At 27.9% G+C, this 14355-nt stretch carries 12 protein-coding genes; 1 reads left to right on the forward strand and 11 read right to left on the reverse strand.

The annotated features are described in order from the left end of the window. Positions 1 to 2: 2 nt before the first annotated feature. The 6 genes from ileS to ASHG_RS05650 form a co-directional block, all read right to left on the reverse strand. On the reverse strand, positions 3 to 3113 hold the full coding sequence (gene ileS, locus ASHG_RS05625; RefSeq protein ID WP_040398086.1) for an isoleucine--tRNA ligase: 3111 nt from the start codon (positions 3111 to 3113) through the stop codon (positions 3 to 5). Between the two features lie 319 nt (positions 3114 to 3432). Next, entirely contained in the window at positions 3433 to 3846 is a 414-nt protein-coding gene (locus ASHG_RS05630) for an EamA family transporter (protein ID WP_040398087.1), read from the reverse strand. Positions 3847 to 3888: 42 nt separating this feature from the next. Next, positions 3889 to 5352: a sodium:solute symporter family protein gene (locus ASHG_RS05635; RefSeq protein WP_040398088.1), complete on the reverse strand. Its 1464-nt coding sequence runs from the start codon at positions 5350 to 5352 to the stop codon at positions 3889 to 3891. After that, a complete protein-coding gene (locus ASHG_RS05640) occupies positions 5353 to 5565 on the reverse strand; it encodes a hypothetical protein (protein WP_040398090.1) in 213 nt (70 codons plus the stop codon). 261 nt (positions 5566 to 5826) lie between these two features. After that, a complete protein-coding gene (locus ASHG_RS05645) occupies positions 5827 to 6318 on the reverse strand; it encodes an AMMECR1 domain-containing protein (RefSeq protein ID WP_040398091.1) in 492 nt (163 codons plus the stop codon). Beyond that, on the reverse strand, positions 6318 to 6788 hold the full coding sequence (locus ASHG_RS05650; RefSeq protein ID WP_040398093.1) for a glutathione peroxidase: 471 nt from the start codon (positions 6786 to 6788) through the stop codon (positions 6318 to 6320). The genes ASHG_RS05645 and ASHG_RS05650 overlap by 1 nt, the downstream gene beginning before the upstream one ends. Before the next feature lie 138 nt (positions 6789 to 6926). On the opposite strand from ASHG_RS05650, the gene ASHG_RS05655 reads away from it, so the two are divergent. After that, positions 6927 to 8108, forward strand: coding sequence for an NAD(P)/FAD-dependent oxidoreductase (locus ASHG_RS05655; protein WP_040398094.1), 1182 nt, complete (start codon positions 6927 to 6929; stop codon positions 8106 to 8108). Positions 8109 to 8141: 33 nt separating this feature from the next. Here ASHG_RS05655 and ASHG_RS05660 read toward each other — a convergent pair whose 3' ends face one another. From ASHG_RS05660 to ASHG_RS05680, 5 genes are all read right to left on the reverse strand, one after another. Further along, positions 8142 to 9362 carry an erythromycin esterase family protein gene (locus tag ASHG_RS05660; RefSeq protein ID WP_040398095.1) on the reverse strand — a complete coding sequence of 407 codons (1221 nt, stop codon included), beginning with the start codon at positions 9360 to 9362 and terminating at the stop codon, positions 8142 to 8144. Positions 9363 to 9364: 2 nt separating this feature from the next. After that, positions 9365 to 11350 (reverse strand): ABC transporter permease, encoded by a 1986-nt coding sequence (locus ASHG_RS05665; protein WP_040398096.1) that lies wholly within the window; start codon positions 11348 to 11350, stop codon positions 9365 to 9367. Beyond that, positions 11337 to 12110: an ABC transporter ATP-binding protein gene (locus ASHG_RS05670; RefSeq protein ID WP_040398097.1), complete on the reverse strand. Its 774-nt coding sequence runs from the start codon at positions 12108 to 12110 to the stop codon at positions 11337 to 11339. The genes ASHG_RS05665 and ASHG_RS05670 overlap by 14 nt, the downstream gene beginning before the upstream one ends. A gap of 456 nt (positions 12111 to 12566) precedes the next feature. Continuing rightward, complete coding sequence (locus tag ASHG_RS05675; protein WP_244264256.1) at positions 12567 to 13319, reverse strand: sensor histidine kinase; 753 nt, start codon at positions 13317 to 13319, stop codon at positions 12567 to 12569. Between the two features lie 188 nt (positions 13320 to 13507). Beyond that, on the reverse strand, positions 13508 to 14176 hold the full coding sequence (locus ASHG_RS05680) for a response regulator transcription factor (protein ID WP_040398099.1): 669 nt from the start codon (positions 14174 to 14176) through the stop codon (positions 13508 to 13510). Between the last annotated feature and the right edge of the window lie 179 nt (positions 14177 to 14355).

Consider the following 14355-nt stretch of genomic DNA (forward strand, 5'->3'; position numbering starts at 1 on the left):
TTTTATTTTCTTTCAAGTTCGATTTTTACAGTTTTATCATTTAATTCGAATTCTTCTGTATCAAGGTCTTTTACTTCCATTGTATCTGCCAATGTTTCTTTTTTGATTTCTTCTTTGTATTCTTCAAGAGCTTTTTGTAAATTATCATCTGCACTATAGAATATATTAATCCTATCTGTAACTTCGTATCCATTATCTTTTCTAAGGTTTTGGATTTTTGATACAAATTCTCTTGCATATCCTTCTTTTTTAAGGTCTTCTGTGATTTCTGTGTCTAATACTACAAAGACATTACCGTCCATCTCAACATCAAATCCTTCTTTTGCTTGGATTCTTACGTCAAGATAATCTTTTTCAACTGTGTATTTTTCTCCATTAATTTCTATTTCTTGTGGGGAATTTTCAACCTTTTCTACAAATTCTTTTGCATCAACTCCAGCTAAGAATTTACCAAAGGCTCCTACGTTTTTAGCAAATATTTGTCCAACTTTTCTAAAGTTTGGCTTTAAATAATAATCCATAAAGTCAGTAAGATCATCTGCAAATTCAACTTCTTTAATATTTAATTCTTCTTTGATTAGTCCTGTTAAATCGCTAATTTTTTCTTTATATGATCCATCTACAATTATTTTTTCTAGAGGTTGGCGAACCTTGATTGATTCTTTTTCCCTTGATGCACGACCAAGTGTTACCATTTTTCTTACAAGATCCATTTTCTCTTCTAATTTTTGGTCAATTAAATCTTCATTAACTTCATCGAGTTTTTCAACGTGAACTGAAAGTCCATTTGTTAAATTTCTGTAGATTTCTTCTGATATAAATGGAGCTATTGGAGCTGTCATTTTTGATAAAGTTACCAGTACATCAAAACATGTTTTATAAACTGCTTTTTTAGATTCTGTTAAATCCTCTCTCCAAAATCTTTTTCTATTTCTTCTTATATACCAATTTGATAAATCTTCTACTACAAAATCATTTACTAAGTGAACAACCTTGTTGTAATCAAAAGATTCCATTTGTTCGTAATAAGTTTTTAATAGTGAATTTAATCTTGAATATAGCCACTTGTCGATTTCTTCAAGTTCTACATTTTCAAAATTTTTGATCTCATCAAGTCCAATATTATCTGTGTTTGCATAAAGAACAAAGAAATTATAAACATTTTCGATTGTCCTAAAGAAATTATTTTTAACTTCGATTAGACCTTTTTCGTCAAATTTTGTTGGCACCCAGCAAGGTGAAACAAAAAGTGAATAAAATCTTACTGCATCTGCCCCATATTTATCGAATAATTCAAATGGATTTAGGGTATTTCCTTTTGATTTTGACATTTTTTGTCCATTTTTATCAACAACTAAGTCATTTACTAATACATTTTTGTATGGTGCTTTTCCTGTAATAATTGTTGAAATAGCCATTAATGAATAGAACCATCCTCTTGTTTGATCGATTCCTTCGCAAATGAAGTCTGCTGGGAAATAATTTTCAAAATCTTCTCCCTTTGCAAATGGATAATGAACTTGTGAAAATGGCATTGCTCCTGAGTCAAACCAAACGTCAATTACATCTGGAACCCTGTGCATTACTTTTCCACAATCCGGACAAGTTATTGTTACATCATCAACATATGGTCTGTGAAGTTCTATATCTTCACTTATATCTTCTCTTGCTTTTTCGGCCAATTCTTTTCTTGAACCAATTGATTCAACGTGACCACAATCGTCACATCTCCAAAGATTTAGTGGAGTTCCCCAATATCTTGATCTTGAAATTGCCCAATCTTTTACATTTTCAAGCCAATTTCCAAATCTTTTATCTCCGATTGTTTGTGGATACCAATTAACTCCGTTATTATTTTCAACCATTTTTTCAGAAAGTTTACTCATTTCTATATACCAAGATGGTTTTGCATAATAAACAAGCGGAGTTTTACATCTCCAACAGTGAGGATAATTGTGTTCTATTGTTTGTTTTTTATAAACTTTTCCTTCATCTCTTAAATGCAAGAAAATTTCTTCGTTTGTATCAAAAATAAATTTGCCATTCCAAGGAGTTTCTGTAAAACATCCTTCAAGGTCAACTGGTTGAACAAATGGTAAATTATATTTTCTTCCAAGTTGGTAGTCGTCCTCACCAAAGGCTGGAGCTGTGTGAACAATTCCTGTTCCATCTTCTGCTGAAACATAATCAGCACAAGTTAAGAAAAATGCCTTGCCATCTGGTTTTACATATGGAAGTAGCTGTTCATATTCTACATATTCAAGATCTTTTCCCTTCATCTCTTCAACAACTTCATATTCATGATCTGCCATAACTTTTTCAAGCAAAGATTTTGCCAAATAATAATAACAGCCATCAGTTTTATCATTTACCTTTACATAATCAAGTTCTGGATGAACTGTAAGAGCAACGTTTGATGGAAGAGTCCATGGAGTTGTTGTCCAAGCTAGAAAATATTCATTTTCAGCATCTTTTTTCTTAAATTTACAAATTAAAGTTATGGCCTTATCCATTTGATAGCCTTGAGCAACTTCGTGACTTGCAAGACCTGTTCCACATCTTGGGCAATATGGCATAACTTTTGCCCCTTCATAAATTAATCCTTTTTTGAAAGCTTGGTTTAAAAGCCACCATTCAGTTTCTATATAATCATTGTCCAAAGTTATATAAGGATTATCCATGTCATAAAGAAAAGCCATCCTATCTGACATATCTCTCCACATGTCTGAATATTTAAAAACTGAGTCCTTACATTTTTGATTGAATTTTTCTACTCCGTATTCTTCAATTTGATCTTTTTCACTAAATCCTAATTCTTTTTCAACTTCAATTTCTACAGGAAGTCCGTGTGTATCCCATCCAGCTTTTTTTAATACCTTAAAGCCTTTCATATTTTTATATCTTGAAGTCATATCCTTCAAAGTTCTTGCAATAACGTGGTGGATTCCAGGTTTTCCATTTGCTGTTGGAGGTCCATCAAAAATTATATATTCTTCAGCATCTTCTCTTGTTGTAAAAGTCTTATCCAATAGGTCAATTTCTTGCCAATATTTGGAAAGATCAAGTTCTCTTTGTTTAGTATTTTTTGTATCTAATGATTTAAAACTTGGCATAATTCCCTTTCTTTCTAAATAATAAATTATAATAAAAAAACGCCCCCAGAAGGGACGGTCCACCCAAAAATTGAGTATAAAGTTAACGCCTTTTTTACGTAATAAACTAATTTCTTTTCATCTATTAAGCTAAAAGATGATCTTCATAATAAAAAACGCATAGCCACTTTCACCTAAAGGCCTCTCTGTAAATTATTTTTTAAAACTACTCTTCTTTTAATTGCTTATATCTATTGACTAATTTACTATTTTTAAAGAAAAAAGTCAAATTGATTTTTATCTAAAAAAATATATATTTATAAATTAATAAGAAGTATATTTATAAAATAATAAAAAGAGTTCCCACTGTAATTAAAATACATCCGATAATAGACTTTGTAGAAAATTCTTCACCCAAAAATAAAAAGGCAAGTATTAAAGTTAAAACCACACTCATTTTATCTATTGGTACAACCTTTGAGGCATTTCCATATTTTAAAGCTCCATAATAACAAAGCCAACTTAATCCTGTCGCAAGTCCTGATAAAATGAGAAAAGTCCAAGATTTTTTGCTAATGTTATAAATTCCAGAAAATGATGAAGTAATAAAAACCATGCCCCAGCTCATAAGTAAAACTACAAAAGTTCTAATTGCAGTTGCAAGATTCGAATTTACTCCTTCAATTCCAACTTTTGCCAAAATCGAAGTTAAAGCTGCAAAAATTGAAGAGAAAATTGCAAGTACTAACCACATAAAATCCTCCTTGATTATTATAAGTTTTTATAGATTTAAATTTTAAAAAAATCTTTTTTCAACTCTTTTTTTGTTGATTTTATTTTTATATATTATTGAAACTATTATGTTTAAAATTATATTTATTACGAAAGCCCATAAAAATCCTGGAATATTCAAAGGTGAGACTTGTAATATTCTTAGTAAAAATAATACTATTATTCCTACACTTATTCCAAAAGCTGCACCCTCTTTTGTAGAATTTTTCCAATAAAGTCCCAATATAAAGGCTGGTGCTAATTGAGCAAGTCCTGTATAAGCAACATCTTGAACAACTTGTACCAAGGCTTTTGGTGGATTTATTGCAATTAATGCTCCAACAATTGCAATTATTACTATAATAATTCTAGAAATTTTTAAATTTTTATTGTCAGATATTTTATCTTTTCTATGAAAAAATATTAAATCTTGTGAAACTATTTGTGAACATGATAAAAGCATGGCGTTGATTGTACTCATTCCTGCAGAAATAGCTGCTGCCATTACAAGTGCTGATACCCACCAATTACTATATTTCATCATCATTATTGGTAAAACTTGATCAGATCTTTCTATTACTGGAAGAAGATTATGACCTGCAAGACCAATAAAAAGTGCTGAAAATCCAAAAATTAAAATTTGTGATACTGGAACACTTATTGCTGATTTTGTTAATGAATTTGTATCTTTTGCCATCAATGATTTTGACCAAATATAAGGACATAACCAAATTCCAAATGGTAAAACTATAAATTGCATAAACCAATATGGATCAGTATATGTATTTTGTGGTCCTGGTCTTGATAAAAGTTCTGGGAAAGAATCTTTGGTTGTTTGAAATAAATTTACTATTCCTCCAAAAGGATGGATAGCAATAAAAGCTGCAATAATAATTCCAACCATCAAAATTATTGCTTGGAAGGCATCAAGTAATACAACTCCTCCAGCTCCTCCAATTAAAACATAGAATAAGGAAAAAACTACTGAAATAATAAGGGCAACTTTGTAATCTAATAAATCTCCAGTTACAACAGAAAGGGCAGTTGCATTTCCCACATATTGCATGGATAAAAATATCAAAGTCATCAAAACAGAAATTATTGATGCTATTATTTTTAAATATCCTGACTGAAATCTATCTTCAAAATAATCTCCTATGGACATATATCCATATTTATTTGCTTGTTTTCTAATTTTATTTCCTAAAAAAATAACCATAAAGGCTACCCAAACTTGACTTAGTACTATAACAATATAAGAAATTCCATGAGTATAATACATTCCAGGACCTCCTAAAAATGCAAAAGTACTTTGCATTCCAGCAATCATTGTAAGAGCCATTAAAAGTCCACCCACACCCCTGTTCGCCAAGAAAAATCCTTGAGCATCAGATTTATTTTTTTGTTTTTTAGAATTAAAAATTGTAACTGCAAGCATTAATACTAAATATAAAACTACAATTAGTAAGCTATAAATATTTTTACTCATCTATTTCTCCTCGTCCTTTTCATTTTTTACAAAATCATAAGCCACAAACAAAACAAATATAAGGTTTAAAAACATCAATATCCACCAGTAAAATAATGGAAATGGTAACCAACCAAATAAATAAGGTTCTGGACTTTTTGTAAACTTAAAAGGTATCATTGCCAACAATAATAAAATTGCGAATATAATTTTTATAATATTCTTTTTCTTCATTTTCCACCCTTTCTCATAAAATATTTTACACGTACTAATTTTAGGCAAAATTTTTTTCTAAATTTTTCAATTTAGATAAAGTTAACATACAATAATCTTTCTGATATTATTTTAAAAATCAAAAATAATTAGAAACAGATTTGCAAATATTTAATTTTTCTTCTACCTATTTTACACAAAATATTCATATTTAACAAATTTTATTTAAAATTTTCTAAAAAAATACTCTTCTTACTGATAGTGCAGTAAAAAGAGTATTTTTTATTTATGAATTTTTAGCCTAAATTTATCAATAGAAAAATTATCCCAACTATCAACGTTGGAAATTTCTATGGCTTTTTTTAACATTTCCATATCAGAATTAAAATTAGACCTTAGAAAATAATAATTTTCATCCATAAATGATAAAACTATACCATCAAAATCATTAAATTCTTCAATAAATCTTAATTTTTCTACATCATAAAATTCGTAAACTTTAATTTCAAGTTTATCTAAATTTTTACGATTTATGGGATTGAATTTCAAATCAAAAAATCCTGCATTTACAGATTCAAAAATTATATCTAAGCCTATATTTTCTTTTGATGGGTAGATTGAACCTGATATTCCTTTTAACCTCCCATCAATCTTAATTTCAACTCTTATTCCATTGGATTTTCCTTTAAATTTTTGGTCAAAATCTTTTAAGTAGGTTCTGTTTTCTAAATAATATTTTATAGATTCTTTTGCTAATTTTACATAATCATCCATCACAATAAACTCTCTATATCTTTTTCAATTTTTTCAGGCTTTGTTGTTGGTGCAAATCTTTTTACAATATTTCCATCCCTATCTATCAAAAATTTTGTAAAATTCCATTTAATTTTTCCACCGAGTATTCCTCCTTCTTCTTTCTTCAAAAATGTATAAAGAGGATCTTCATTTTCCCCATTCACATCAATTTTTTGAAACCTATCAAATTTTGTTCCAAAATTTAATGAACAGAAAGAATCAATTTCTTGGTCATTTTCTGGAGCTTGACTCGCGAATTGATTGCAAGGAAAGTCTAAAATTTCAAAGCCTCTGTCGTAATATTTTTCATAAAGATTCTCTAATCCATCATATTGTGGTGTAAATCCACATTTTGTTGCTGTGTTTACAATTAATAAAACTTTTCCTTTGTATTTTTCAAGCTTTACATCTTCTCCCTTATTATCTTTTACTACAAAATCATATATCATAACTTATTAATTTCTCCTTAAATTTTTCTTTCTATTCATTAATTTACCCAAATTTTAGATAATTTTTACAATAAAGGGTAAATTAATAAATATAGAATATATTAGTTTATTAATTAACAATTATAAAGGAGAATATAGATGTACGATTATTTAATTATAGGAAATGGAATAGCTGGTCTTAAGGCTGCTGAAAGCATTAGAAAAAAAGATGATCATGCTTCAATTGTAATTATTTCAAAAGCAGCTGATCATACTTATTGGAGAACAAAATTATCTGAATTAATCTGTAAAGATTTTACAAATGATGATATTTTGGTTAAAAAATTAGACTGGTATGAAAAAAATAATATTGAGGTAAAACTTCAAAATGAAGTAGAAAAACTTGATCTTGAAGGTAAAAAAGCAATCCTAAAAAATGGAGAAGAAATTGAATATGGTAAAGCTCTTATTGCAACTGGATCTCACCCTTTTGTTCCACCAATAAGAAATATTGATTCAAAGGGAGTTTTTGCAATTAGAACTGTTGATGATTTAAATTCTTTCAAAAATCATATCAAGGAAAATAAAAAAGTTATTATAATTGGTGGTGGTCTTCTTGGACTTGAGGCTGCTTTTTCAATAAAAAATGCAGGATGTGATGTTCTTGTAATTGAAACTTTTGATTATATTTTAGGAAAACAACTTGATAATGAACTATCTTTAAAACTTGAAAAAGAATTAAATAATGCTGGAATCGAAACTTCAACTGGTAAAAACACATCAGAAATTTTAGAAAAAGATGGAAAAGTTTGTGGAATAAAACTTGAAGATGGAGAAGAAATTGAAGCTGGAACTATTTTAGTTCAAACAGGTGTAAGAAATGACCTTGATGTTGCAATTAATTCAGGACTTAAAACAGAACGTGGAATAATTGTAGATGAAACTTTAAAAACAAGTGATGAAAATGTCTATGCAGCAGGAGACTGTATGCAATTAGGACAAGCTACAATCGGTCTTTGGACAGCATCAATGGAAATGGGGCAAATTGCAGGAAGCAATATGACAGGTGATGATAAAACTTATCAAACACCAAAGCCATTCTCATCTCTTCTTCTTGGAGATATAAAACTATTTTCAGCAGGATTTAATTCAGGTGAAGGAATAGAAGAAGTTAAAAAAGAAGACGAAGAAAAAGTTTATAAATTATTCAAAAAAGACGGAAAATATGTAGGAGGCATCCTATATAAAGATATCAAATTCCAAAACGATGTTAAAAAAATAGTATTTGAAGGCGAAGATCCAAAAAATACAAAACTTGGAAAAGAAATTTTTGGGATGTAAGAAAAAAGCTCTTGGCTAAACCAAGAGCTTTTATTAATTTTCTATAATTTCAATAGGACTTGCTTCATATACAAAAATCATTGAATCAAAAATTTCTTTTGGAGACTTTTCTATTCTATATGAGTATGGGACAAATTTCATTACCCAAGTGTAACCTTCGCCTAATGATCCCATTTTTATTTTTGAATCTAGGAGATTTTTGCAATCTCCATCTTCTACTTTTGAAAAATCTAAATAATAGGAATTGTTATAATTTTTTGCCGCGTATGCAAAAGGATCTGCTGATATAAGTTTTTGTATTGTCCTTTGATTTTTTTGCATAGTTTTTATATTTACCTTTGTTTTATAAAAATCTGTTCCTATTGTAAAATATGATTTTTTATATTTTTCACCTAAATTTTCTCCCATATTTTTATACATTGATTCTTTTTTTCCAATATGACCATTGTGTCCTGCTATCATTATTTTTGAATTTTTTTCATAATCTTTTATCCAAGAAACATTTTCTGCCATTTTTTTATCTCTATATTCACCTGATTTTACATAATCATCAACCATTCTATAATATGGAAAACTTGATAGAATGTTTTCTATAAGTCTTTTTTCTTTGGTATTTTCATCAAGTTTTTCATCTAATTTTTTTAAATTTTCTTCCAAGACTTTCATCTTTGGATCTTTGATTGAAATATTATCTTTTTCTAAGACATCCAGACTTTTTATATCAAAATCTATATTTTCTTTTTTTACAAAATCTTTTACAATTTTTACGGATTTTTCTGGATTTTGCATATCAAAACCGTAGAAGGAAATTTTTTGTTCATGATTTTGGTTGTATTTTTTTATCCAATTTATTAAATCATTTATCTCATTTGTATGGTAAATTGGAAAGGAGAAAATTTTTGATGGATTTTTTTGAAATTTTCCTGATTTTACATAAGAATCTATTTCCATTCCTTCTGAAAAATCACATTCTAAAGCAAAGGCCCTAACATTTTCATCTTTTACTAATTTTTTTAACAAGGTTAATTTTAATTCTTGAAATTCTTTGTTTCCATGTGTAGCCTCGCCAAGACCAATGATTTCTACTTGGTCGTCGATTTTTATATCTTCTATTTTTTGAGCATATTTTCCCAAATCTGAGATTTCTTTTTTGGCTTTAAATTCCGGAATTTTTGTCCACAAAAATATAAACAAAAATCCTAATACTGAAATTGAAACTATTATATATAGTAGAATTTTAAATATTTTTTTCATTTTTACTCCTTATTTAATTTTCCCATTTCAAAATATATTGGTAGGGTTATTCTAAATATCATTATATAAATTAATGAGAAAATTATTATACAAATCGCCTCTATTTCTATGAATTTTCTAAGCTCAAGCATGGCAAATAATTGAATCATGCCAAAGGCAAGTTTTGATGCGATTAGAATATGGATTATTGAAATTATTAAAGGTCCAAAAAACGTAAAATAGTTTTGTTTTTTTACTGATTTTTTTATTTCTTTTTTGCTCATTCCAACTTTTTGTAGAATTTTTATATTTCTTCCATCTTCAAGGCCTTCTGCTGCTTGTTTGTAATAGATAACTACAATTGTTGAAATTAAAAATACTAGGGCAAGAATTGTTACTACTATATAGGCTCCCGTGTGCATTTTATCAAATTCCATCCTATTTTCTATGGAATTTTTTACTAAAATATTATCAGATATATTTTCATTTAATTTTTTGTCCATGTAGTCAATATTTTTTTGACTTTTATCTTTTAAGTCAAAATATATTCCCGACACACTAGGGAAAGTCTTAATATTTTTGCCATCAGATATTTTTTTTGAAAATTCATCTATATCATCTACAACTACAAGAATATTGTGAAAAAGACTTGTTGTAGGATCCATTAGGACATAGGAAATATTTTTTACATTTTCTTTTACTTTCAAATTTTGATTTTCTAAAGAAATTTTTCCGTATTTTTTTGCTTTGGAATCAAAAACTATAGCCTCATCCTTTTTAAGAGAAATATTTGTCTTATTTGCCATATTAAAAGATTTTATATCTGTTAGGGATATAATTTTTGTTTTATCATCCATTATTGTTTTTCTTAAATCATCATCTTCTAGGATAGAAAATTTTCCAGGTGATTTTTCACTAACTACAAGACCCTTTCTTCTAAATTCTCCAAGATTTTTTATTTTTTCTTTGTCTATATTTTTTTCAAGTAAATTTTTTCCATATTTTTCACTTTCCTTATCATTTTCTTGGTATTGGATCAAAAAATCACTTGGGGCAATCCTATCTAACAAATCATTTTTCCCAACAAACATGGCGCTCATCACAACAAAACTCAAAAGAAAAAGGGAAGAGATAATGGTAATTGATGAAAGAGCCATGGCAGATTCCTTGCTTCTTTTGATAAGCTCTCCTATAAAGGTCATATTTGTACCCTTGTAATAAATTTTTTTATTTTTTCTAAAAAGTTTTAAAATCCAAATAACAAGAGACCTAAAGAAAAAATAAGTTCCAATTATTACTGCTATACTTGCTGGTAAAAATTTTGGAAGAGCTTGAAAAATTCCCCCATTAATTGAAAGGGCTGTATAATAACCATAGCCAATTAAAATTATGGCTAAAATCATAGAAATCACATTCGCCTTTGGTTCACTTTCTCCTTTTTGGGAAAGTTTTGAAAGCTCTATTGGATTTGTTTTTCTAATCGAATTTAAACTTATCAAAGTTATTAGAATAAAGATTATAGCAAAAATAATAAGTCCTAAAATTAACTTAGAAAAATTTACAGAAAGTTTTATCTCCGTTTGAATTTTCAAAATTTTTGCCACTAAATTTATAAAAAGAGGTCCCAAAAGAATAACAAGAAAACTTCCAATTATCAAAGTAGAAATTCCTAGAATTAAATTTTCTATTATCAGAATTTTTCTTAAAGATTTTTTGTCCATACCAAGTCCATACAAAAGTCCCAATTCCTTGTAGCGATTTTTGACGATGGTCTTTGCCATGTAGACAAGAAAAATTAGGGAAAAAATAGCTACAATCCATGAACCCACTCCCAAAAGACTTTCTATTATAGCGCTTCCTCTAGATTCTAGAATAAATTTTTCACTTTTTAAATCTATTAAAAGATTAAAAATGAAAAGCATAAAACTTGATGCCAAAATATAAGGAAAATACAAAAATTTATTATTTTTTATTCCCCTTGTCGCCATTTTAAAATTAAGCTTGTTCAAATCCCTCACCTCCAGATAAAATCATCATTTGAGATTTGACCAATTTTTCATACATTTGATCATTTGTCCTATCTCCCTTATAAAGGTCATAGAAAATTTTCCCATCCTTTATAAATAAAACCCTAGAGGCCCTTGCAGCAGCCATGGTAGAATGGGTAACCATAAGAATTGTTTGTCCATTTTTGTTTATTTTTTCAAAAATATTTAAAAGCTCCATGGAAGAATTTGAATCCAAGGCTCCTGTCGGTTCATCTGCAAGTAATATTTTTGGATTTGTAATGAGAGATCTTGCAACGGCAACCCTTTGTTTTTGTCCTCCAGAAATTTGGTAGGGAAATTTATCCAAGAGATCAGAAATTTTCAATGCCCTTGCAAGTGGATTCAATTTTTCCTCCATAATTTTATATTTTTCATTTGCCAAAACCAAAGGCAAAAATATATTATCCCTGTTGTTTAAAGAAGATAAAAGCGAAAAATCTTGGTAGACAAAGCCCAATTTTTCCCTCCTAAATTTTGCCCTTTCCTTATCACTCTTATTTTTTGTATTTTCACCAGATAAAATTACATCTCCAGCCGTTTGAGTATCAAGACTTGCTATCAAATTTAAAAGAGTAGATTTTCCAGACCCACTCTCACCCATTATGGCAACAAATTCTCCTTCTTCGACCTCAAAATTAATATCTTTTAAGGCAACAACCTGAGTATTTTTATCCTCACTATTATAAACTTTTCTTAAATTTTTAACTTCTAATATATTCATATGATCCTCCTAAGCCTATATTACAAAAAATAAAATAAAAAATCCCTAATCTAAACTTACAATTTTTCCCATAAACTTACATTTTGTAAGATTAAAAAAAATCGGCAAATGCCGATTTATACTGTTGATAAAGTATTAAAATCCTTATGCTAAGAATATCATACGGAAAAAATTGATTTGATTTCAAATTTAAAAATTCGTCAAAAATCGCACTCTATAATTTAAAGCTATGATTATTTATTAAATGACTTAAATTCCATTGAATTTTAATTCTTCGTTTTATTCCGAGGGATAAATATTAAAATCGTGCCACTGGCACAATTTTAAGCTATTTATCTGTCCTCGCGAATGCGAGTTTGCGATTTTAGAATTTTAAAATTTAGAAATCAACAATTTTTGTAGTCAGATATTCGTGCTTGAGGATTTGTTTGCTTATCATAAATAAAGAAATCCCTATTAATTTTCAATAATATCAGATTTTTTAAGATTAATTGAAAATATAGTTCCGTTTTTTTCTTTAGATTCAATTTTATAAGCATATCCAAGCTTTTTTAAAATATCATTTACTAAAAAAAGTCCTATGCCTGTTGAATTTGCATTTCTTTTATCGCTATCTCCACTAAAACCAAATTTATTAATATTTTTCAAATCTTCTTTTTTAATACCAATTCCAGAATCTTCAATTTTTAAAATAGAATCATAGTAGGAAATTTTAATATATCCCTCGTCTGTGTATTTTATAGCATTAAACAAAACCTGTTCAAGGACAAGTCCAAGCCATTTTGGATCTGAAACTATATTTTCATCTTCTATATCAAGAATTAATTTTAAATTTTTATGGATAAAAAAACTCCTATATCTTTTTACAATATCTTTAACAAGCCTTTCAATTGAAAAAGATTTGAAAGAATAGTCCAAAGAATCTTGACCAAGTTTTATAAAAGATAAAATTGATGCAATATAATCATCAATCCTAATAAGTTCTCTTTTTATATCGTAATTTTCTTCCCTCTCACTAATTAGAGAAATACTTGAAAGTGGCGTTTTTATTTGATGTGTCCAAATAGTCATGAGATTTTCCAAATCATTTTGCCTTAATTTACTAGAAATTCTAAGATTTTCTATCTCTTTTTCCTTTCTTTCAAAAATTTCTTTCAAATGCCATTCATAAAGATTTTTCTCAAAAAAAGAAAAAGAATCTTGGTCCATAGATTTTTTCGCTTTGAAAAATCTAAAAATTCCTATAAATATAAATATAAAAAATAAAATTAATAAGCTATAGGAAAAAATCCTAAAATCTATAGGAAAGGCCAAAGAAAATATTAAAGATGAGATAAGAAAAATAAAAAAGGAGAAAATATAAGCCCTATTAATACTAAAAAATAATTTTAAATTTTTCATTTTATAAAATATCCAACTCCCTTTTTTGTTTGAATAAAATCATCTAAAGAAAGATTTTTTAATTTTTTCCTAAGTCTATTGATATTTACAGTCAAAGTATTATCATCAATAAAAGAATCAGTAGCCCAAAGCTTATCCATGATAGATTCTCTTGAAACAATTTTTTGTGGATTTTCCATAAGAATTTCCAAAATCAAAAATTCATTTTTAGAAAGATTTAATTCTTTATCATTAATTTTTAAAATCATCTTATCCTTAATCAAAGAAATATTTTTATAAGAAAGGTCTAAATTTTTCCCAGAAAAATCATAAGACCTTCTAAGAAGAGCCTTGATTTTCATATTTAAAACCTGCATTGAAAAAGGCTTTGAAATAAAATCATCTGCCCCATAATTTATGGCATTAATCAAATTTATATCATCAGCCGCACTGGTTAGAAAAATTATAGGAAGGTTAGAAATTTCCCTAATTTTCTCACACCAATAAAAACCATTTTCAAAAGGAAGTTTCAAATCCATCAAAACAATCTTATAATCTCTTTTTTGAAATTCCTCCAAAATATTAGAAAAATCATCTGGCATAAAACAAGAATACCCTAAAAGTTCAAGCTGAAAAGAAAGCTCCTCACAAATTTTTTTATCATCTTCAACAATAAATATATCCATAATAACTCCTTAAAATTATTATAATAGATTTTTTAGTTTTTGAAAATTTTCACAAAAAAGAAGCCCTTAAGTTTCTCAGTTTGTAGACAATATCAGTTTAGTAATTCAAAAAATAAAATTACGCTATAACCCATCTCGAGCGTAGTCGAGAGATCTCACGAGATTTCTCGACTCACTAC

It is taken from the genome of Anaerococcus senegalensis JC48, assembly GCF_000321005.1.
GTDB lineage: Bacteria > Bacillota > Clostridia > Tissierellales > Peptoniphilaceae > Anaerococcus > Anaerococcus senegalensis.

Coding starts and splice junctions, on each gene's coding strand:
- ileS (WP_040398086.1), bottom strand. CDS start 3,113: ATGCCAAGTTTTAAATCATTAGATACAAAAAATACTAAACAAAGAGAA.
- ASHG_RS05630 (WP_040398087.1), bottom strand. CDS start 3,846: ATGTGGTTAGTACTTGCAATTTTCTCTTCAATTTTTGCAGCTTTAACT.
- ASHG_RS05635 (WP_040398088.1), bottom strand. CDS start 5,352: ATGAGTAAAAATATTTATAGCTTACTAATTGTAGTTTTATATTTAGTA.
- ASHG_RS05640 (WP_040398090.1), bottom strand. CDS start 5,565: ATGAAGAAAAAGAATATTATAAAAATTATATTCGCAATTTTATTATTG.
- ASHG_RS05645 (WP_040398091.1), bottom strand. CDS start 6,318: ATGGATGATTATGTAAAATTAGCAAAAGAATCTATAAAATATTATTTA.
- ASHG_RS05650 (WP_040398093.1), bottom strand. CDS start 6,788: ATGATATATGATTTTGTAGTAAAAGATAATAAGGGAGAAGATGTAAAG.
- ASHG_RS05655 (WP_040398094.1), top strand. CDS start 6,927: ATGTACGATTATTTAATTATAGGAAATGGAATAGCTGGTCTTAAGGCT.
- ASHG_RS05660 (WP_040398095.1), bottom strand. CDS start 9,362: ATGAAAAAAATATTTAAAATTCTACTATATATAATAGTTTCAATTTCA.
- ASHG_RS05670 (WP_040398097.1), bottom strand. CDS start 12,110: ATGAATATATTAGAAGTTAAAAATTTAAGAAAAGTTTATAATAGTGAG.
- ASHG_RS05675 (WP_244264256.1), bottom strand. CDS start 13,319: ATGGACCAAGATTCTTTTTCTTTTTTTGAGAAAAATCTTTATGAATGG.
- ASHG_RS05680 (WP_040398099.1), bottom strand. CDS start 14,176: ATGGATATATTTATTGTTGAAGATGATAAAAAAATTTGTGAGGAGCTT.